Raw genomic sequence first — 20003 nt, forward strand, 5'->3', positions numbered from 1 at the left:
TCTGGATCGCGTCGGGCAATCCGATCTTGGTCCATCCGCGGCTTACACAGTTGTCATGACACGGCCGCTCCAGCGTGCCGGTCAGCATGTTCTCGGCGGCGTTGGTAGTGGCCGGTTACAGAACCACCACTACCAACGCGTCAATCGCCGAACGTCGCACGACTACCAGACCACGGAACTACGCCTGCGTCGCCCGACGGTAGGAGCCGAGGCGGAGACGGTCTTTGCCGAGCTTCCAGCACCATGCCGACCGAACAAGAAACCGCGGCTGGAGTCTCCTCAAGGGCCCGAGAACGCGAATCTCGACATCAGCATCGCGCCCGAGCACACGCAAGGCTGAGAGAAAACGGCCGAAACTGCGAACCAGAACTTTGCCGAGCTGATTTTGTTCATGTTGGACAGAGCGGTGGATGCCACAGAGAACGATACGGCGTCGGCCGAATGACCGAGGCCGGACATTGCACCGCCAGGTCACCGGGTGCATGTTGACCACGTAACCGACGTCGGCCGGCTCTCGGCGGCAAGGATCTCCGTCGTTCTGGCGCGTCGTACGCGAGCGCGCCGACCGCAGCGAGTTCAAGATCGGAAACACGACTCCAGGACTAGCATGCGTCCGCGATCTGTAGACGTTCGTTGGTCGTCCTTGAGCGGTGACCCCGTCCTCGGGCGCGCTTTGGCGCCGAAGTGCGACGGCTCGGAGCCCGACTTCGTGGGTGACGATGCCGGGCCCCGCCGCCGCGCCGGGTCGGTTGATCAGTCGGCGGCCAGCGCAGTTTCGGTCTTCCCCGTCTTCGACTCCTTCGCCGGGACCTGGTCCGGCAGGCCCGAGGCATAGGTCTCTCGTAGCGCGAACGTGCACACCAGCGAGAGCACGGCGGTGCCGATCATGTACCAGGCCACCGCCGAGTAGCCGCCGGTGCGGTCAAGCAACCAGGTGGCGATGATCGGCGCGAGCGCGCTGCTGGCCAGTGTGCCAATCGTGTACCCGAAGGAGATGCCCGAGTACCGGATCTTCGTCTCGAACGCCTCCGCGAAGAACGCGGCGAGCGGGCCGAACGCGGCGGAGAAACCGGTGCAGATCGCCAGGTATCCGATCCCGGCCGCGAGGAACGAACCGGTGTCGAGCAACCAGAACCACGGGAAGGCCAGCGCACCCATGGCCACCGTGCCTCCGGCGAAGACCGGCCGCCGGCCGATCCGGTCGGACAATGCGCCGAACAGCGGCAGCGTGATGAAGGTCAGCAGCATCGCCAGGAAAACCAGCATCAACATCGAGTTACGGCTGAACCCGAGCTGCTGGGCGCCGTAGCTGAGCCCGAAGACGGTGGTGAGGTAGAATGTCACGCCGATCGACAGGTACGCACCACCGGTCAACAGCACCTGCTTCGGATACTTGCGTAGCACCACCGCAATCGGCAGCTTGACCACGCTCTCGTCTTCTTTCAGCCGCTCGAAGTTGGGGCTCTCACCCAGCTTCAACCGCACGACGAGTCCGAAGAGGACGAACACGCCACCGATCAGGAACGGGACCCGCCAGCCCCAGGACAGGAAGGCTTCCGGCGACATGGCCCCGAAGGCGAGGAACACCGCGTTGCCGAGCATCAGACCCGCCGGCACACCCATCTGCACCCAGCTGCCGTAGTAGCCACGGCGGCGGGCCGGCGCGTGCTCGACGGCCATCAGCACCGCGCCACCGTACTCGCCGCCGAGCGAGAGACCCTGGATGAATCGCAGGGTGACCAGGATGATCGGCGCGGCGATCCCGATCGTCTGGTAGCTGGGCAGCACGCCGACCGCGAACGTGGTCGCCCCCATGATGCTCAGGGTCAGCACGAGCATCGACTTGCGGCCGATCTTGTCCCCGAAGTGCCCGAACAGCACCCCGCCGATCGGCCGAGCGACGAACGCCGCGGAGAACGTCACGAAGGACAGCAACGTACCGATCAACGAGTCGAACTGAGGGAAGAACAGCTTGTTGAAGACGAGTCCGGCGGCGGTGCCGTAGATGAAGAAGTCATACCATTCCACGGTGGTGCCGACGGCGCTGGCGAATCCTACTTTTCCGCTGCGCGAGATCCTGGACATCAGTGTTCCTTGGTTTCGGAGGGGCGGTTTATTCCGTTGCGGTATTACAGAAAAGCGTCTTCGTGATCCGTGGCACGCGGTACCTCCACCTGGAGAGGTCGGTTTTCGTAGTCGTTCGAACACAATTCGCGCAACCCAAAGCCAGCGATGGCACGGTCATTATCACCGCTGGTTTTCCGGTGTGTCCTAATAAGCTTCCGGGAAGGTCGTGCGCCCCACTGGCGGCTCGGCGTGCACCGGACGGGGGTGAATCCAGAGGCCGGTTTCGCGGTACCAGACCCGGGCCACGTCCGCGTCCGGCTGACTGCCGGTGGCGAGCACCCGGCGCAAGGCAGAGTGCCGCAGGCTCCGCACCTCCGGCCCGGCGAGTTCCGCGTACCACGGGCCCGGCGCGGACACCGTGGTCACCGGGAACCGGTCCAGCAGCGTGCGGTCCTGATCAACCCCATTTTCGCCGACCAGGATCGCCGCGCCCGCCGACCACGGTTCGACCAGGCCGAACACGAAGCCGGCGACGGTCTCCCGCGGGATGCCGTTCCAGTGCAGATCGTCCGGCCGCCGGTCCAGCCAGCCCAGGCCGGGTTCGGCCCATTCCCGCAACAGCTCGGCGTGGCCGTGCGCGGAAACCGGCGCGGTGCCGGTGAGCAGCACCGGATCCCGCGGCACCACCGGTTCGTGCTCCGGGTCCTCCAGGTGCATCGCCGCCTGGTAGTTCACCGTCTCAGCGCGAGGCAGGCCGCCGACGCAGAGCACGTGCCGCACGGAGGGGCAGGCCCGCCGGACGGCCAGGGCCGCCTCGAGATGCGCCTCGTCGACCACGAGAATTCCGGCGGTGGCCGCGGTCGCGTGGGCCGTCAAGCCCGCTGCTCCCGCGCCGTGGGGCACCGGTGCGAACGGCACACCGGCGCGCAACGCCCCGGCTGCCACCTCCCACCACTCGGGCACGAACGGCAGCAGCACCACAACCGACTCGCCCGCCGCGACCTCGAGACTTGCCAGCAAATTCGCGAATCGTTTCGCCCGGTCGGCGAAATGGCCGAAGGTCAGCAGGCGGTGGCGACCGTCGCGGCGCGCCCAGATCATCGCCGGTCGCCCCACACAGTCCGCCCAGGTGTCCAAGAATTCATTTGTCCAGTTCGATCTCGCGCATTCTTCACCGAATGGACGGGTACTCATCACGGCACACACCTCCTGCCTTTTCAGGCAGCACGGCCACCGCGGGAAATTCCCGCAGTCTTCTGATCAACTTTATTCAGAGCAACCGGAGCTCATGCGCCTTGGCGATGGCCTCCACTCTGTTTCGCGCATTCAGTTTCTGCATCGCCGTCTGCAGGTAGGTCTTCACGGTGTTTCGCGCGAGGGTGAGCTGATCGGCGATCTCCGGGTTGCTATGCCCCATCGCGGCGAACCGCAACACCTCGTATTCCCTCTTGGTGAGGCCGACCCGGAACAGCAGTTCGGGCGTCGCCGAGGCATGTCGGCCGGTCAATCGAGGATCGACCACCCGGACCCCGCGTGCCACCCGCCGGACCGCGGTGGAGAAGTCACCACCGGTGATGTCCTTGACCAGGCAGCCGTCCGCGCCCGCCTCGATCAGCACGTCGATCGCGCCGTGGTCGGCGAAGGCGGTGAACAGCAGGATCTTCGCACCCGGCGCCACCCGGCGTAGCCGGGTGACCAGCTCTGGCGCCGGCATGTCCGGCAGCCGGAGGTCGAGCAGGATCACCTCGGCCGGCACCAGCTGCGCGGTCTCGATCGCCTCGTGCCCGGTGCTCGCGCTACCGACCACGCTGATCAACGGATCCTCGGCCGCGAGCAGTTCGACGCCCCCGCGGATCACCGGGTGGTCGTCGACCACGAGCACCCGGACTTCGGTTTGGTCATTCATCGTCGGCACCTTCGACCAGGCAGGGCACCCAGGCCCGCACCGTGGTGCCGCCGTCCTCGTTGCCGATGATCGACACGCCGCCACCCACCCGTTCCATCCGGCGCACCGACAGCGGCAGGCCGAGGTGGCCGGCCTTGACCGCGTCGCCGTTCGTCCAGCCGTGCCCGTCGTCGGCGACCGCCACGGTGAGCTGGCCGTCCGCGACGACCACACTCACCACCACGGTCGACGCGTGCGCGTGCTTCTCCACGTTGACCAGCGCCTCCCGCACGACGCTGGTGAGCGCCTCGACGCGGCCGGGCGCGAGTTCTGGGATCTCGGCGAGCGCGACGAACCTGGCCGGGATCCCGGTCCGCTCCTCGAACGCCTCGCAGTCCTCCTGGATCGCCACCGCGAGCTGACGCTCCGGGGGCTGCTCGTTGAGCTGGGCCAGCGAGCTGCGCAGCATCGCGGTCACCGACTCGACCTGGCGCTCGACCTCGTCGATGCGGCCGCGGATCCGGTCGAGGTCCTGCATCGAACGCAGGCTGCGCAGTTCCGCGCCGATCCGGAACAGCACCGGGCTGACCGAGTCGTGCAGTTCGGCCGCCATCCGGCGACGATCGGCGTCCAGCGCGACCCCCGTCTGCATCTTCGCCCGGTGCGAGCTAATGAGGGAGACCGAGGCGGCCGCCGCAGCCTCCTCGAGTTGCGCGATCACCTGGTCCCCGAACGACGCCTGGCTGCGGATGCCCACGTAAACGGCGCCGAGCACTTCCCGGTCGTAGATCATCGGGACGGCGAGCATCGCCCGCAGACCCTCCTGAGCGACCAGCTCGTCGAACTCGTGCGTGATGGCGTCCGACGACCGGTAGTCTCGCACCCACACCGGCCTGCGCTGGGCGATGCTCTTGCCGCCCAGCCCGAGGCCTTCGGGCACGACGAGCCGGTGCAGTGCCGTGCTCGTCGTGCCCTGCCAGCTCCGGTGCACCATCCGGTTCCCCGCTTCCACGCGGCCGACCAGTGACATGTCGAACGCACCGAGCTCCCGGATGCGGCGGGCCACCGAATTCATCGCGACCGATTCGTCCAGCAGCACCAGCAGCTCGGAGTGCCGCAGCGCGAGCTGGTCGAGCACGGTGTCCGCATCGGTTTCCGAAGCACCCGCCATAGCAGTCTCTCCTCGTTGAGATTTGCCCGATTTTAGCCCGAGTGGGGCCTACAGCGCCGTAGCTTCGATCACTCCCCGTAGCACCAGCAGGCTCTCCATGAGGAAATAGTCGCCCCACACCAGCTCGTTGTCGGTGGCCAAGTCGCGCCGGTAGTCGAAGCAGCCACCGGTGAGGATCCCGGCAGGCCGGGTGTCGCCCTCCCCCACCGGGGTGAGGAAACGTGTGACGAGGGCGTCCACCATCGCCAGCGCCCGCTCGCGGTAGTGCGTGCGGTCCGGCGCCAGCACGGACAGCTTCAGCAACGAGGCGGCGGCGATCGCGGTCGCCGAGGTGTCCCGCGGGGCCTTGGCGTCGAAGTCCCACGGCGCGATGTGGTCTTCCGGCAGGTGTTCCAGCCACCAGTCCGCCACTGTGAGCGCGGTGTCCAGGAAGTCCGGCGACACCCACCGGGCGGCCTGGCCGAAGCCCAGCATGGCCCAGGCCTGGGCACGGGCCCAGGTGCTGTCGTCGTCGAGCCCCTTGTGCGTGTACCGGCGGACGAGTGCGCCGCTGCCCTCGTCGAATGCCGCCGACTGGCAGACCGACCCGTCCGTGCGCACGCAGTACTCGATGTGCCGCTCGGCGTGCCGCCGGGCGATCTCGGTCAGCTCCGGCTGATGCAGTTCGGCCGCGGCCCAGGCAAGCAACGGCACCGTGCCGGGCACCGCGTCGATGTTCGCCGCGCCCTGGCCCACCGCGTCGGCCTCCTCGGCTTCAACGCCCAGCGGGATCACCCCGGCGTCGTGGTTGAAGCTCGCCGCGAGTCCCCGCGCCCCGGCCAGAGCGGATTCGCGGGCCGGTGCGCTCTTCCCGGTCAGGTACGCCACCCCGGCGCCGTAGAAGAACAGGAACCCGCGGAACGCGGTTTCCGAGCTCGCCCGCACGGTGAGCCGGCGGGCGATGTCGCCGGCCAGCTCGGCGTAGCGCGACTCACCCGTGGTGGCCGCGCCGAGCGCGAGCAGACCGCCCCAGAACCCGCCCGTCCAGTTGCCGTCCGGAGAGAGGGTCCACTCCCCCGTGTTCTGGTCGGCGAAGTGCGGGAAGCCCTGGGTCGCCGCCCGTTCGGTGATCTCGGCCCGGGACAGCATCCGGGCCACGGCGTCGTCGAAGCGCCGCATGGTCTCTGGGCTCATCTCGGTCATGACACCGCCCCGCTCACCAGGACCGGCTTGAGGGTGGCGCCCGAGCGCATGTCGACCAGAGCCTCGTTCACCTCGCCCAGCTTGTACCGGGTGACCAGTTTGGACAGATCGAAGCGCTGCACCAGCTCCGGCACGGATAGCACGTAGTCGAGGTGGTTCTTCGGCGAGAAGGCCCAGCTCCCCAGCACCTGAAGCTGCTTCCGAGTGATCAGGTGCGGGTTGAGCGGGGTCGGACCGTGATCGGTGTACTGCCCGACGACCAGGTACTTCCCGCCCTTGCGGGTCAGGTCGATGCCCTCGGCCACCGCGGCCGGGACACCGGTCGCCTCGATCACGATGTCCGCGCCGCGGCCGTCCGGGGTCTCGGCGAGCACCTCCGCCAGCCGGCTCTCCGCCTTGGTCGAGGTGAAGATGTCGACGTGCACGTCGCCGATGCCGACCTGGCGTGCCACCTCGAGCCGGTTGGCCGGTCCGCCGACGACGATCACCTTCGCCGCGCCCGCCATCGTCGCGTACATCGCGGCGGCCAGGCCGACCGGGCCACTGCCCTGGACGATCACGACGTCGCCCTCCCGGGGCTTGCCGATGCCCAGCACCGCGTGCACCACCGTCGGACCGGCGCAGCCGAGCGCGATGACCTGTTCCGGGGTGACGCCTTCGGGCAGCCGCACGATGGTCGAGCCGGGCTGGAGGTAAATCTGCTCGGACCAACCGCCGGACAGGTGTGGCCACTGGGCGCAACTCTGGTTGATGCCGTAGACCTTGCGGGTCTCGCAGAGCGAGGGCTCTTCCTCCTGTGCGCAGTAGAAGCAAGTGCCGCACGGGATGTTCGACGCCCAGGAGACCAAGTCACCCTCACGCAGCGGCGCCCCGGTGGCGTCGGTGTCCACCCCCTCCCCGAGCCGCCGGACCCGACCGACGGCCTCGTGCCCGAGGACCACCGGCAGCGGGATCGGCAGCTTGCCGTGCTGCAGGTGCATGTCCGTGCCGCAGATCCCGGCGTGGCTGACGTCGACGACGACCGCGCCCGCTTCCGGTTTCACCTCCGGAAAGGATGTGATTTCCAGGTCCGCGCCGAACTCCTTGAGCACGACCGCGTTTCGCTCGCTCACTCGCTTGTCTCCCTGTTCCGGCCGCCCGGCGGCCATGTCGGTGGACGTCACCGGAGGGCCCCGCTCTGCCGCAGGCCGTCGATCTCGGCTTCGGTGAAGCCGAACTCGCGCAGCACCGGCTCGGTGTGCTGACCCACGTCGGCGACGCCTCTGGTGATCGTGGCCGGGGTGCGGGAGAGCCGCACCGGGTTGCCCAGGATCCGCGTGGAGATCCGGCCTCCGACCTCGACCCGGGTGATCGTCCCGTTCTCCAGCACCTGCGGGTGACGCAGCGCCTCTTCGAGGGTGAGCAGCGGAGCGGAAAGCAGGTCCGCTGAGTCGAATCGCTCGATCGCCTGCTCGGTGGTGAGCCCGCGGACGACGTCCCGCAGCACCTCGTTGGCCTGTTCCTTGTTGCGGGCCTGCAGGTCGGCGGTGGCGAACTCGGGCCGGCGGCTCAGGTCTTCCACCTCGAGCGCCTTGCACAGCAGGTGCAGCGCGTTCTCCCGGAACAGGCCCAGCACAGTGACCATGCCGTCCTTGGTCTCGAAGACCCCGCTGTACCAGTCGGTCACCCAGTTCGTGTCCCGCCCGTACATGAGCATGGAGGCGCTCTCCAAGGTCTGCAGGGCGAGCGCGGTGTCGAGTAGGTTCACACTCACCTTCTGCCCGCGCCCGGAGCGTTCCCGTTCCAGCAGCGCGGCAAGGATTCCCTGCGCCAGCGCCATGCCCGAAGCGTAGTCGACCACCGGCACCGGCATGATGTGCGCGGCCAGGTGCGGGTCTCCGACCGTGCGGGCCATCCCGCTCAGCGACTGCGCCAGCATGTCCTGACCGGCCTTGTGCGCGTACGGACCCGTCTCGCCGAAGCCCGAGGCGGAGGCGTAGACCAGCTTCGGGTACCGCTCGGAAAGCTCCTCGTAGGTCAGCCCGAGCCGCCGGACGGCCGCAGGCCGGTAGCTGTGCACGAGCACGTCGGCCTGCTCGAGCAACCGGTGCAGCGCCGCCATGCCCTCGCGGGTCTTCAGGTTCAGCCCCACGCTGCGCTTGTTCCGGTTGACCGCCACGAAGTAGGAGCACGGCTCGCCCGCCTCGACCGCTTCCCGGTCCAGCGAACGCATCATGTCGCCGTTGACACCGCGCTCCACCTTGATCACTTCGGCGCCGAAGTCGCCGAGCACCTGGGCCGCGAGCGGGCCCTGCATGATCTCGCCCAGGTCCAGGACACGGATCCCGGTGAGCGCCTGTGCCTGGGTCATGAGCGCACCTGCTTCGCGTAGACGTCCTTGGCTATGACCAGGCGCTGGATCTGGTTGGTGCCCTCGTAGATCTGGGTGATCTTGACATCGCGCATCATCCGCTCCACCGGGTATTCACGGGTAAAGCCGTAGCCGCCGTGCAGCTGCAGCGCGTCGGTGGCCACCGACATCGCGTTGTCGCTGCACAGCAGCTTCGCCATGGAGACACGGGACCGGGCGCGCGGGTCACCCGCGCTGATCAGCGCGACCGCGTCGTAGAGCAGCGCGCGGGCGGACTCGATCTTCACCGCCATGTCGGCGACCATCCCGCGCAGCATCTGGAAGCGGGACAGCGACTGGCCGAACTGCTCACGCTCGGCGGTGTAGGACACCGCCTGGTCGAATGCCCCCTGCGCGATGCCCAGCGCCTGCGCAGCGATCAGCGCGCGGCTGACGTTGAGCTCACCGTTGATGTAGCTGTAGCCCCGCTTCGGGTCGTTGACCACGCGACGAGCCGGAATCCGGGCATCCTCGAGGATGACGTCGGCGGTCGGGCTGCCGCGCATGCCCATCTTCTTCTCGTGCGGGCCGAAGGACACTCCGGGGTCGTCGCGGTGCACCATGAACACCCCGAAGTCCCGCTCGCCGCTGCGTGCGAGCACTGCGTACCAGTCCGCCCACGGCGCGTTGCTGATAAACCGCTTCTGTCCATTGAGGATCCAGTCGCCCCCGTCCTGCTTGGCGGCGGTCTTGATTCCGGAGAGGTCGGAACCGACCGTCGGCTCAGTCATGCACCAGGCCGCGCCCGCCTCGCCCGACGCCACCCCGGGCACTACCTCCTCGAGCAGCTCGTCGGAGCCGTGACTGACCACAGTGGACGTTCCCGCCCAGTTGACCAGCAGCACCAGTGCGGAGCTGCCGCAGACCGCAGCGACCTCTTCCACCGCGATCACCTGGGACAGCAGGTCACCACCGGAGCCGCCGAGCTTCTCGCCGTAGGGTAAGCCGGGCAGGTCGGCCTCCCGCAGCGCCTGCCATGCCTCCTCGGGGAAGCGTTCCTTGTCGTCCACGTCCGCGGCGTGCGGCGCAATCCGGTCAGCGGCCAGTTTCCGCACGCTGTCACGGAAATCTTGGTATTCGGTGTCCATACTCTCTTACTCCTCGAAAGTGTTGCCGGCAAGTGCGCCCTCGTCAGACCGGCGGCCAGCGCAGCCCCTTCACGGCACCGTCGCCGGCCGAGCCGACCGCCTTCCGGGCGTGCTCGGGAGGGATTCCGAAGCGCCCCAGTACCCGCTCAGTGGCGTCCTCGGTGTCCCTCTCACCCGGCCTCGCCGCGGTGCGGGAGTACACCGGCACCGCGGGCACAGAGTCGGCGCGAAAGCCTTGGTAACGTTGCGAAATCTGGTCGAACCCGGCGAGTTCGTGCGGCTCCAGCACCGGGGTCACGCAGGCATCGATCTCAGCGAAGAACTCAGTCCACTCGGCCATCGTGCGGGTCCGGAACGACGCGTCGAGCCGTTCGGAGATCATGTCCCAGTTCGCCGGGTCGAGGTGGTTAGGCACCTCGCCCAGGTCCAGTGCCTGCCAAAGGTTGGTGAAGAACGCGTTCTCCAGCGCGCCGACCGCCACGTACCTGCCGTCGGAGCAGGCGTAGCAGCGGTAGGCCGGCATCGACCCGGCAAGCACGCCTTCCCCGCGCCGGGGCAGCGATCCCCCGCCCCAGTCCACGAAGTTCATACCCATCATGGACAGCACGCCGTCGACCATCGCCGCGTCGAGGTACTGGCCACGCCCGGAGCGTTCCCGCTCGTAGAGGGCGCCCACGATGCCGAAGGCCGCGAGCAGCCCGCCTCCGGCGAAGTCGGCGACCAGGTTCAGCGGCGGCGCCGGCGGGCCGTCCGCCGGGCCGAACGTGCCTAGCGCCCCTCCGATCGCCAAGTAGTTGATGTCGTGGCCGGCTCGGCTGGCCAGCGGGCCGGTCTGCCCGTAGCCGGTGACGCTGCAGTAGATCAGCCGCGGATTGATCTCGCCGAGTTCGGCGTAACCCGCGCCGATCCGGTCAGCGACCCCGGGCCGGAAGCCTTCCATGAACACGTCCGACTCGGCGACCAGTCGGTGCAGCGCCGCGCGCCCCTCGTCCGTCTTGAGGTCGAGGGTGACGAATTCCTTCCCACGGGAGAGCGCTGGGACCGGCAGGCCGGAGCGGCCGCCGCCGATCGCGATCACCTCGGCGCCGAGATCGGCCAGCAGCATGCTGCCGTAGGGTCCGGGCGCGAGCCGGGTCATATCCAGCACCCGGATCCCGGCGAGCGGTCCCGTCCGGCCGGTCATTGAGCACCGCCCACCGAGACGCGCGGCCGCTGCACGGAAAAAGCTTGGGAGCAAAGCAAAACTGTCCTCCTCATCGAGGTCGCGGTGATCCGCGTCCATCTATGCTCGCCCGGCCCCGAGAAATGCCGGTACCTCCAACTGGAGGTACCCGTTTTCGGCAGGTCATTGCGATCGTTGCTTTCCTGCCCGGCGGGGATCTCCTGCTGGAGAAACGGATTTCGCGAGCACATCGAGGGAAGAGGGAACGAGCATGCCCGGCACTGCGGAAGCGGACACCACCCCGGATGAGTACGAGGCGGTTCTCACCGCCGCAGCGGCGGCAGCGCCTGAGCTCGCCGCCATGGCGCCCACCGACCGGGCGGCGATGCTGCGCGCGGTCGCCACCGCGTTGCGCACGCACAGTGACGAACTGGTTCCGCTCGCCGACGAGGACAGCTCTCTGGGCACCGCCCGGCTCGCCGGCGAGGTTGACCGGACCGCCGTACAGCTGGAGATGTTCGCCGACGCCGTCGAAGAGGGTTCCTGGCTGGAGGCGATCATCGATCCGGCCGACCAGGACGCCCAGCCCGCGCCTCGTCCCGACCTGCGGCGGATGCTGGTCCCGCTCGGCCCGGTCGCGGTGTTCGGCGCGAGCAACTTCCCGTTCGCGTTCGGCCTCTGCGGCGGGGACACCGCGTCCGCACTGGCCGCCGGCTGCCCGGTGGTGGCCAAGGCGCACCCGGCGCAGCCGCGGTTGTCCGGCCCCTACGCGCACGTCGTGTCGGACGCGCTGCATTCCACGGGTGCCCCGGAGGGCACCTTCGCCGTGGTGCACGGCATGGACGTCGGTCGTGACCTGGTCACCGACCCACGGATCACCGCGGTCGGTTTCACCGGGTCGACCACGGGCGGCCGGGCATTGGCCGACCTGGCCGCAGCGCGGCCGACGCCGATCCCGTTCTACGGCGAGCTGGGCAGCCTCAACCCGGTATTCGTCACACCGGCGGCGGCGCGGACCCGGGGCAAGGAGATCGCCCGGGAGTTCCTCGGCTCCGTATTCCTGGGTGCGGGCCAGTTCTGTACCAAGCCCGGCGTGCTGTTGATTCCCGAGGAAAGCGACCTGGAGGATGTGCTCGCCGCCGAGGCGGCCACCGCACCGATGCGGCTGCTGCACGCCGGGCTCGGCGTCGCCTTCCGCAGGCTATCCGCGGACCTGGCCGGATTCCCGGGCGTGAGGACGATCACCGCACCCACGCCTGAGGACGGCCCCGCCGATCCGCTCGCGGTGCGGCCGGTGCTGGTCGGGACCACAATGGCCACGCTCGCCGAGCACGCCGACAGTCTGCTCACCGAGTGCTTCGGGCCCTTCGGGCTGGTCGTCAGCTACGCCGACCCCGCCGAGCTGGTGCCGACGGCGCAGCTCTTCGAGGGCACGCTGACCGCCACCGTTCAGGGCGAGGATGCCAGTGACCCGCACGCGGCGGCCCTGCTGGCCGAGCTGGGCGGGGCCACCGGACGGCTGATCTGGAACGGCTGGCCGACCGGCGTCGCGGTCAGCTGGGCGCAGCACCACGGCGGCCCCTACCCCGCCACCACCACGATGCACACCTCGGTCGGCGTCACCGCGCTCCGCCGCTTTCTCCGCCCGATCGCCTACCAGTCGGTGCCGGATCCTCTGTTGCCCCCGGCCTTGCGCGACCGGAACGAGCTCGGCATCCCGCGCCGCGTCGACGGTGCGCTGACGACGGCGGACGTGACCCGCTGACGGCCACGGAGGCGCCGGCCCGTCAGTCGCTGTAGCGGCAGGATGCGCAGCTTGCCGCGCGGGTCGGCATTCTCCCGTTCGGATTTCACACAGGACTCCAGCCGCTCGCGCAATGCCTCGGCGGGGATGCGGGTCTGCTGCAGGATCAGGTTGCTCATGATGATCTTCGTGCTCGGTGGGATCAGCCTTCCCGAGTGAGCTCAGCCCTGGAGTGCTCCCGTTTTGTGGACGCGGGTTCAAGCTGCGATCCGGCGATCTTCACGGTCGGCGACTGCGCTCGCTACCCGTTTCGCGCGACTCAGCCGCATCGCGGGCCGGGGCGGGGACGTCCGTTCTCGACATGTCATCGTCCACATCGGCCATTGCGGGCGGCGCGGCTGGCGCATCGTGTTCCCTTCTCGGACGCCGGCCGGTCAGGCGGGCTGGATCTTGCTCGGCCGGTACCCGAGTGCGGTGCTGGCGTCTTGCCCGGCCGCGACGACCAGGGGCGCGAGCCTGTCGACATCGTCCTCGGTCACCCGCTGTGTCGGCGCTCCGATTCCGAGGACCGCCGCCAAATCGCCGGCGTGGTCGAACACCGGCGCACTGATCGAGCCGACGCCTTCGTGTCGCTCCTCGAAGGACGCCGCGTAGCCCTTGGCCCTGGCGAGCTCGACCTGCGCGTCCAACACGTCGATGTCGATCGGCGTGTGTGCCGTGTACCTCGGCAGCCCTTCCCTGACCACGTCCGCACGCGCGGCGGGGTCGTAGGCCAGGAAAACCTTGCCCGGGGCGCCGGCGTGCAGCGGCATCACCATGCCGACTTTGAACAAGCGCATCACAATGTGACGTGTTTCTGCCACGGCGATCACCGTTCTGAACGCGCCGTCGCGCACGTAAAGGCACGCGGTCTCGCCAGTCTCGTCGCACAACCGCTGCAGGGCCGGCCTTGTTCGCTGCACGACGTCGAGTCCGAATGTTCCGGGCGCCGCGAGCTGCACCAGTGTCAGCCCGATCCGGTAGCGATCCCCGGAGCGGTCCAGGAAGCCCTCCCGCACGAGATTGTGCACCAAGCGCTGGCACGTGCTCTGATTCAACCCGCTGAGCTGCATGATCTCGCGCAGGGTCGGTTCAGGGGCCGATACGGAGAAGCAGTCGAGGATCCGCTTGATCTTCTCGAGCACCAGCAGCGGCGGAGTACCTGGGCCTCGCTCGGTCACCACTGCGCGCCCCTCTCAGGAAGTCTGGAACCCGGCGCGCTCGCGCCGTTGCCTTGACATGGACTATAGCAACTTACATTATGAGTCCATAACTCACGATGTAATGAGCGTGAGAGGCTGGAGCCACCTGGCCCGCAACAGACGAGGAGAACCGTGACCGCTCACCACTGCGCCTGCGACAGCGACTCCCTGGCGAAGCTGCCCGGGGTCTCCCGGATCGGGCTGATCGTGCCGAGCTCGAACACCACGATGGAGACCGAACTCCCCGAGCTATTCCGCCGCCAGGGAGCCGCGACGGGACACGTCTACACCTTCCACTCCGCGCGCGCCGGCATGCGGACGGTCAACAAGGAAGAGCTGGCGGCCATGGTCGGAAAGGCCGCCGACTGCGCGACCGCGGTCTCCGACGCCCAACCGGACGTCATCGCCTACGCCTGCCTGGTGGCAGTCATGGCCCAGGGACCGGGGGCACACCGGGAGTCGGAGCAGATCATCGCCGACGCGGCCAGGAACAACGGCAATCCCGCGCCGGTCGTCAGCAGCGCCGGCGCGCTGGTCCGCTCGCTGACCGAGATCGGCGCGAAGAAGGCCGTCATGGTCACCCCGTACATGCGTCCGCTCACTGCGACGGTGCGCCAGTACATCGAGAGCGAGGGCATCGAGATCCTCGACGACATCAGCCTCGAAGTCGAGGACAACGTGGCGGTCGGCCGACTAGACCCCGGGAAACTGCCCGACATCGCCGGCGACCTGCGGCGTGAAGGCGCGGACGCGGTGATCTTGTCGGCCTGCGTGCAGATGCCGTCACTCGCCGCCGTCCAGCGTGCCGAGGACGAGCTCGAACTGCCGGTGATCACCGCAGCGACGGCCACGACCTACGAAATCCTGAATACGCTGGGTCACCAACCGGCCATCCCAGGTGCCGGGAGCCTGCTCGCCCGCCCGAACTCCGCTCTCTGAACTCGTCCGTTCTGAAAGGACAACGATGTCCCTTGTGACTGTTTCCTTCCTGATCTTGGTGGCTGCGTTCCTCGTGGGTGCCGTCACCAACATCAACGCCGGTCTCATCGCCATCGTCGCGACCTTCGGGGTCGGGCTGCTGCTGACCGACCTCGACACCGACACCGTCATGGGCTTTTTCCCCGCCGATCTGTTCTTCATCCTGGTCGGCGCCACCCTGCTGTTCTCGATAGTCCGTGTCACGGGGACGATCGACATGCTCGCCGCGTGGGCTGAACGGCTCACGGCCGGGCGGCGCTTTCTCGTGCCGGTCATCATGTTCGCGCTGACCGCGCTGCTGGCAACCGCCGGAGCGTTCACGCCCGCGGCGGTCGCGATCGTCGCGCCGGTCGCTCTCGCCCTCGGGCAGCGCTTCGGAATCAGCACCCTCGCGATGGGCCTGGTCATCGTCCAAGGTGCCAACGCGGGGGCCTTCTCACCGGTCAACCCCTTCGGCGTGGTGGCGAACGAGATGCTCGACGCAGCCGGTGCCGCGGACGGCACCCTACGGCTCTACCTCTACTGCTTCGTCTTCAACGCGCTCCTCGCCGTGGGCGGCTACGCCGCCGTCCAGGCGTGGACCGTCCGGCGACGTGCGAAGCACGAAGTTCCGGACGCTGACCAACCGGTCGTCGACGACCCCGAACTCGCTGGCGGCGGTGGCACCGCAGTCGCGACCCGGGCCGAGCGCGTGACGGACGCCAAGGTCACCCCCTTGAGGTTGACGGTCCTTGGTGGCGTCGCAGCGCTGCTGCTGCTGACGTTGGTGCTCAACCTCGACGTCGGGGTCTCCGCACTGGTGATCTCGCTGGCCCTCATCGCGTTGCGGCCCAGCATCCAGAAGCCGGCCATCGAGGGACTTCCGTGGTCGGCAGTGCTGCTCGTCACGGGCATTGTCATGTACGTCGGCCTGCTGAAGGAGATCGGCGCGATCGACGCGCTGGGCAACGCCATCGAGGGGGCGGGTGCCAGCTCGCTGGCGACCCTGGCCACCAGCTACGTCGTCGGTGTCCTGTCCGCTTTCGCTTCGACGACGGGCACTCTCGGAGCGATCAGCCCGGTCGTGGCGCCGCTGGCGGCGGACCCGGTGCTGGGACCAGTCAGCGTCATCACCACGATCGCGATCGCCTCGTCCGTGGTGGACGTCAGTCCTATGTCGACAAGCGGCGCCCTGCTGCTCGCAAGTGCGGAGCCCAAGAACGAGAAGCCGTTCTTCCGCATGCTTCTGATCTGGGCCGTCGCGATGATCGCCATCATCCCCGGTATCGCATGGCTGGTCTTCGTCCAACTCGGCATCGGCTGATCGCCTGCTGTCGATGCCAGCGCGGTCGCCTCGACCGGCACAGTGGGAAACCGCCACGACATTGGCGTCCTGATCAGGTATCGGCTCAGACTTTGTCCTCGCCGGTGAGATCCTCCGCCTTCAGCGAGGGGTTCCCCATGGTCTCGCTCGTCGAGAAGGCGGCGATCAGCCCGATCACGGCGGCGACCATGGGGTACGTGGCCGGGGTCCAGGGTGGTGCCGGTGGCGGAGATCAGAACCGTCATCGGGCGGGCACGGTGCCGGCGAACAGGGCGGCACGGCGCTGCCTGGATCGGGTCGGCGACGAACTCCTCGTGCAGGCGGCCGTTTCTGATCTCGGTGCGGGCTTTCGCGATGGCGTCCGCTCTGTTGCGGTCGAGTGCGCCGACCTCCGTGTTGGCGGCCGCTGTGGCCTGCTTGACCGCCGCCAGTGCCACGAGCAGGTGGGGCCGGTCGACCAGGGTCGTCCGCGTGATGGGAAAGTCGACGAGGACCCCGGCAGTTCGGCGGCGAACGGGTCTCCACTGGCGAACGCGAGGGACGCGAGGGTGCCCAGCCCGCTGTCGCCCTGGCTGCCGAGCAGAACTCGACCGCCGTGCGCGCGCACCACCGCGGCGATGTCGGTGGACTGCGTGATCCCGGTTCGCGCCACCTTGATGCTGATCCAGCACGCCGTCCCGTCCTCCAAAGAGCGGGTCACGTCCGCCAGCGTGGGAACCGTTTCGTCCGCCAGCACGGGGACCGGCGCACGAGAAGCGACCCGGCTGCGACCGCGCCGGTCATCCGCGCGTGTGGGCTCCTCCGCCCAGGCAATGCCGTACTCGGCCACCATCGGCAGCACGGCTGCGAGCGCCTCCTCCGCCCGGTACGCGCAGTTGGCATCCACGTACAGCAACGCCTCGTCGCCGAGTGCGGCGCGGACGGCCCCAACCAGCCGCACATCGGCCGCCGGTTCATAACCCACCTTGATCTTGAACGCGGTGATCCCGTACTTCTCCCGCATCCGCACCGCCTCGTCCGCCACGGCCTCGGGCGCGCCGTGGCCCAGCATGTGGGTCACCCGGAGCGGACACCGGGTGCCGCCGAGCAGGCGGAACAGGGGCTGCTCCAACAGCCGCGCTCGAAGATCGTGCAGCGCGAGGTCAAGTGACGCCTTCGCCGTGTTGTTGGCCGGAATCCGGTCGATCGAGGGCGCGAGGGCGCGCACAGCGAACGGATCCGTGCCCACGAGCACGGGCGCGAACCACTCGCGCACCGCGTGCACGATCGAGGCGAGCGACTCGCCATAGAACATCGGCCGGGCGGGCGCCTCGGCCACACCACACACGCCACTGTCATCACGGACCCGGATCAGCACGTGCTCGGCGGCGTGAATGTCGCCCGCCGCCATCCGTAGCGGTTGGTGGTAGGGCAGTCGAAACGGGATCGCGTCGACAGCGACAACGGTCATGGGTGCGGTCCTAACTGGATGAGGGCAGGGCAACATGGCCCGCGCGCAGGCGCGTGCCGGAAGGAGAACTTCGGGTCTACTCGGGAGCGGCGCGAGAATGATCCGTGAACCGTTCTCGCAGGAACTGGAGGAAGCCGTCGAGCACCGGCGAGCGATGATCCGGATGCCATGCGGCGGCGAGATCGATCGTGGGAGCGGGATCGGCGAGCGGCCGGTACACGACGCCGCTCATGCTGAGCCCGGTCGTGGGCTCGGGCACGAGCGCGACACCGACCTCCGCGGCGACGAGACACATCAGCGTGTACGTCTCCGTGGCCTCCTGCACGACCTTCGGGGTGAACCCGGCATCACTGCAGGCAGACAGGAACCGCTCGATGACCCCGGAGGTGAACCGGCCCGGGTACATGACGAAGTCCTCGTCGGCAAGTTCAGCGATGTCGATGGTGCCCCGGCCCGCCAGCGGATGCGCGGCCGGCAACGCCGCGACGAAAGGGTCCGACCGCAGCGTCATCGTGGCCAGTTCCGACTCGCGAATCGGAGGCCGCAGGAAACCAATGTCCAACGAGTCATTGAGCAGGCCGGCGACCTGGTACTGACTGATCATCTCGCCGGCGAGCTCGAGGGCCACCAGCGGATGGCGGCGCCGGTAGTCGCGGGCGACGAGCGGCAGCAGTTTGTACGTCGCCGAGCCCGTGAACCCGATGGCCAGGCGACCGGTCAGGCCCTCGTGGGCATGCCGCGCCATCCGCCTGCCCCGTTCGACATCCTCGATGATGCGCCGCGCCTCGGGCAAGAACGCAAGCCCGGCCGGCGTCAGCTCGACATGCCGCGTGGACCGGTCGAACAACCGCACGCCGAGATCCCGCTCCAACTGCTGGATCTGCTGACTCAACGGCGAGCTCGCCATGCTCAACCGCGCCGCGGCACGCGTGAAGCTGAGCTCCTCCGCTACAGCGATGAACGCCGTGACAAACCTCAGCTCCACGTCCTCACCTCCACTGCCCGGCTCCATCAGTGGGGACCACCGTAAGCAGGTCGATTGCGCATGTGAAGAACGTATCGGGTCTCGATTATCCTGAAATGCGTCCTAATACGGCTACCGTCGACGCCCATAGCCTTCCGGCGCGGTTGGCAGACTCGGGTACCTCCTTCACCAGGAAGTACGCGGACGACAGTCCGATGGCCTCGGCACCGATGACGACAACGTCCATACCGGCCACTCAGCCCAGATCGATCCGGGTCCCGGCGGCGACAACCTCGGCCCGCTCCAGTAGGAGCCAAGCGACCGCCGCATCCTGCACCCCGACCCCCACGCTGTTGTAGAAGACGACATCAGTGTCGGCGGAGCGCGCGGATGCCTTGCCGAGCACGACGTCGCCGAGATTGATGAGCTCGTCCTCACGCAGCACACCGGTCCCCAGTGCGTGAACGATCGGCCCAGCCTGCCGCACCGCGGTCTCCGCGTGGTCGACTACGACGCTCGTCGCGCGCCGCAGCAGGTCGTCGCCCACCTCGCGACGGTCGGGCGCGAATGATCCCACGCCCAGGACGGTCGCCCCCGGCGCCAGCCATTCGGCGCGCAGCACGGGCTCGCGGCTCGTGGTGCAAGTGACCACGATGTCCGCACCGGAGACCGCAGCCTCCGCCGTCGCCACAGGGGTGACCGTGCTGCTCAGCTCGCCGGACAGCGCCCCCGCGGCGCACTCCCGATTCTCCTGGTTCGGGGACCACAGCAGCACGTCGGAAAGACCGAGGTGGCCGGTCAGCGCGCGGATGTGCGCGCGGCCCTGGGTACCGGAACCCAGCACGGCGGCCCGGGTCGCTCCCGGGCGCGCGAGCTCCTGCGCGGCCAGTGTGGTGGCCGCCGCGGTCCGCGCCGTCGTGATGCCCTCTCCGTCAACAAGGGCTCGCGGCCGGCCGGTGGCGGGGTCGAGGACCAGCACGGTTGCGGAGACACTGGGCAGCCCGCGGGCCCGGTTGCCGGGGTTGACGCTGCCGAACTTGGCCACCGCCCCGGCCTCCGGCGACAGCCGCGAGGCGTAACAGAAGGCCACCGATTTCTCCGCGCCAGGCAGCAGCAGACGTGGCGCCAGGTCAGCTGTCCCCCCGGCCAGTGCCGCAAAGGCGGTGCGCTGGCTACGCACCACGGCGTCGAGGTCGAGCAGTCTCTCGACGTCCGCACGGGTGAGGACCAGAAGTCGGTTGTCGGCCGTCATGAACTCGTAGAGTGCACCACTCCGGGCCGCTCCGCACTGGGCTGGATGCCCAACGTGCTGTCGTCGATTGGGCCTCCAGCACACGTCGTGCGCGGGGGCGGGACATAGCGTCCCGGGATCCAGCGCT

Annotated in this window: 17 protein-coding genes; 4 read left to right on the forward strand and 13 right to left on the reverse strand. The window is 68.6% G+C overall.

All coding sequences use genetic code 11. The features are described 5' to 3' along the window. Positions 1 to 340: hypothetical protein (locus FCN18_RS34630; RefSeq protein WP_206078048.1), on the forward strand; the 340-nt coding region annotated here is incomplete at its 5' end. A gap of 413 nt (positions 341 to 753) precedes the next feature. On the opposite strand, the gene FCN18_RS34635 is transcribed toward FCN18_RS34630, so the two are convergent. The 9 genes from FCN18_RS34635 to FCN18_RS34675 all read right to left on the reverse strand — a co-directional run bounded on the left by FCN18_RS34635 (position 754) and on the right by FCN18_RS34675 (position 11064). Further along, positions 754 to 2085 (reverse strand): MFS transporter, encoded by a 1332-nt coding sequence (locus tag FCN18_RS34635; protein ID WP_110342939.1) that lies wholly within the window; start codon positions 2083 to 2085, stop codon positions 754 to 756. 186 nt (positions 2086 to 2271) lie between these two features. Then, the gene (locus FCN18_RS34640; RefSeq protein WP_137097176.1) at positions 2272 to 3261 is read right to left on the reverse strand and encodes an AMP-binding protein; all 990 of its coding nucleotides are present in this window, start codon (positions 3259 to 3261) and stop codon (positions 2272 to 2274) included. 76 nt (positions 3262 to 3337) lie between these two features. Continuing rightward, positions 3338 to 3973: a response regulator gene (locus FCN18_RS34645; protein ID WP_137097177.1), complete on the reverse strand. Its 636-nt coding sequence runs from the start codon at positions 3971 to 3973 to the stop codon at positions 3338 to 3340. Continuing rightward, positions 3966 to 5123 (reverse strand): GAF domain-containing sensor histidine kinase, encoded by a 1158-nt coding sequence (locus FCN18_RS34650; protein ID WP_110342936.1) that lies wholly within the window; start codon positions 5121 to 5123, stop codon positions 3966 to 3968. Before FCN18_RS34650 ends, FCN18_RS34645 begins: the two co-directional genes overlap by 8 nt. A gap of 48 nt (positions 5124 to 5171) precedes the next feature. Next, positions 5172 to 6305, reverse strand: a complete 1134-nt coding sequence (locus tag FCN18_RS34655) for a glycoside hydrolase family 88 protein (RefSeq protein WP_228714272.1) — start codon at positions 6303 to 6305, stop codon at positions 5172 to 5174. After that, complete coding sequence (locus tag FCN18_RS34660) at positions 6302 to 7417, reverse strand: zinc-binding dehydrogenase (protein ID WP_206078049.1); 1116 nt, start codon at positions 7415 to 7417, stop codon at positions 6302 to 6304. The genes FCN18_RS34655 and FCN18_RS34660 overlap by 4 nt, the downstream gene beginning before the upstream one ends. Positions 7418 to 7464: 47 nt before the next feature. Next, complete coding sequence (locus FCN18_RS34665) at positions 7465 to 8655, reverse strand: CaiB/BaiF CoA transferase family protein (RefSeq protein ID WP_110342934.1); 1191 nt, start codon at positions 8653 to 8655, stop codon at positions 7465 to 7467. After that, positions 8652 to 9782 (reverse strand): acyl-CoA dehydrogenase family protein, encoded by a 1131-nt coding sequence (locus FCN18_RS34670; protein ID WP_137097178.1) that lies wholly within the window; start codon positions 9780 to 9782, stop codon positions 8652 to 8654. The genes FCN18_RS34665 and FCN18_RS34670 overlap by 4 nt, the downstream gene beginning before the upstream one ends. A 43-nt stretch (positions 9783 to 9825) precedes the next feature. Next, the gene (locus FCN18_RS34675) at positions 9826 to 11064 is read right to left on the reverse strand and encodes a CaiB/BaiF CoA transferase family protein (protein ID WP_228714273.1); all 1239 of its coding nucleotides are present in this window, start codon (positions 11062 to 11064) and stop codon (positions 9826 to 9828) included. Between the two features lie 151 nt (positions 11065 to 11215). Here FCN18_RS34675 and FCN18_RS34680 point away from each other — a divergent pair, with 151 nt between their 5' ends. After that, positions 11216 to 12709, forward strand: coding sequence for an aldehyde dehydrogenase (NADP(+)) (locus tag FCN18_RS34680; protein WP_137097179.1), 1494 nt, complete (start codon positions 11216 to 11218; stop codon positions 12707 to 12709). Positions 12710 to 13122: 413 nt separating this feature from the next. On the opposite strand, the gene FCN18_RS34685 is transcribed toward FCN18_RS34680, so the two are convergent. Then, complete coding sequence (locus FCN18_RS34685; RefSeq protein ID WP_323808392.1) at positions 13123 to 13911, reverse strand: IclR family transcriptional regulator; 789 nt, start codon at positions 13909 to 13911, stop codon at positions 13123 to 13125. Positions 13912 to 14106: 195 nt separating this feature from the next. Here FCN18_RS34685 and FCN18_RS34690 point away from each other — a divergent pair, with 195 nt between their 5' ends. After that, a complete protein-coding gene (locus tag FCN18_RS34690) occupies positions 14107 to 14868 on the forward strand; it encodes a maleate cis-trans isomerase family protein (RefSeq protein WP_452624893.1) in 762 nt (253 codons plus the stop codon). 25 nt (positions 14869 to 14893) lie between these two features. Next, positions 14894 to 16210, forward strand: a complete 1317-nt coding sequence (locus tag FCN18_RS34695; protein WP_110342930.1) for an SLC13 family permease — start codon at positions 14894 to 14896, stop codon at positions 16208 to 16210. 241 nt (positions 16211 to 16451) lie between these two features. Here FCN18_RS34695 and FCN18_RS39875 read toward each other — a convergent pair whose 3' ends face one another. The 3 genes from FCN18_RS39875 to FCN18_RS34720 all read right to left on the reverse strand — a co-directional run bounded on the left by FCN18_RS39875 (position 16452) and on the right by FCN18_RS34720 (position 19876). Beyond that, on the reverse strand, positions 16452 to 17660 hold the full coding sequence (locus FCN18_RS39875; protein WP_206078051.1) for a mandelate racemase/muconate lactonizing enzyme family protein: 1209 nt from the start codon (positions 17658 to 17660) through the stop codon (positions 16452 to 16454). A 76-nt stretch (positions 17661 to 17736) separates the two neighbouring features. Further along, positions 17737 to 18645 carry a LysR family transcriptional regulator gene (locus FCN18_RS34715; protein WP_158303232.1) on the reverse strand — a complete coding sequence of 303 codons (909 nt, stop codon included), beginning with the start codon at positions 18643 to 18645 and terminating at the stop codon, positions 17737 to 17739. A gap of 235 nt (positions 18646 to 18880) precedes the next feature. Continuing rightward, positions 18881 to 19876 (reverse strand): ornithine cyclodeaminase family protein, encoded by a 996-nt coding sequence (locus FCN18_RS34720; RefSeq protein WP_137097181.1) that lies wholly within the window; start codon positions 19874 to 19876, stop codon positions 18881 to 18883. Positions 19877 to 20003: the final 127 nt, after the last annotated feature.

The organism is Prauserella endophytica (assembly GCF_005146945.1).
Lineage (GTDB): Bacteria > Actinomycetota > Actinomycetes > Mycobacteriales > Pseudonocardiaceae > Prauserella_A > Prauserella_A endophytica.

Excerpts from the sequence above, each read along its gene's own strand:
- FCN18_RS34635 (WP_110342939.1), bottom strand. The coding sequence starts at position 2,085 with ATGTCCAGGATCTCGCGCAGCGGAAAAGTAGGATTCGCCAGCGCCGTC.
- FCN18_RS34640 (WP_137097176.1), bottom strand. The coding sequence starts at position 3,261 with ATGAGTACCCGTCCATTCGGTGAAGAATGCGCGAGATCGAACTGGACA.
- FCN18_RS34645 (WP_137097177.1), bottom strand. The coding sequence starts at position 3,973 with ATGAATGACCAAACCGAAGTCCGGGTGCTCGTGGTCGACGACCACCCG.
- FCN18_RS34650 (WP_110342936.1), bottom strand. The coding sequence starts at position 5,123 with ATGGCGGGTGCTTCGGAAACCGATGCGGACACCGTGCTCGACCAGCTC.
- FCN18_RS34655 (WP_228714272.1), bottom strand. The coding sequence starts at position 6,305 with ATGACCGAGATGAGCCCAGAGACCATGCGGCGCTTCGACGACGCCGTG.
- FCN18_RS34665 (WP_110342934.1), bottom strand. The coding sequence starts at position 8,655 with ATGACCCAGGCACAGGCGCTCACCGGGATCCGTGTCCTGGACCTGGGC.
- FCN18_RS34670 (WP_137097178.1), bottom strand. The coding sequence starts at position 9,782 with ATGGACACCGAATACCAAGATTTCCGTGACAGCGTGCGGAAACTGGCC.
- FCN18_RS34675 (WP_228714273.1), bottom strand. The coding sequence starts at position 11,064 with ATGGACGCGGATCACCGCGACCTCGATGAGGAGGACAGTTTTGCTTTG.
- FCN18_RS34680 (WP_137097179.1), top strand. The coding sequence starts at position 11,216 with ATGCCCGGCACTGCGGAAGCGGACACCACCCCGGATGAGTACGAGGCG.
- FCN18_RS34695 (WP_110342930.1), top strand. The coding sequence starts at position 14,894 with ATGTCCCTTGTGACTGTTTCCTTCCTGATCTTGGTGGCTGCGTTCCTC.
- FCN18_RS39875 (WP_206078051.1), bottom strand. The coding sequence starts at position 17,660 with ATGACCGTTGTCGCTGTCGACGCGATCCCGTTTCGACTGCCCTACCAC.
- FCN18_RS34720 (WP_137097181.1), bottom strand. The coding sequence starts at position 19,876 with ATGACGGCCGACAACCGACTTCTGGTCCTCACCCGTGCGGACGTCGAG.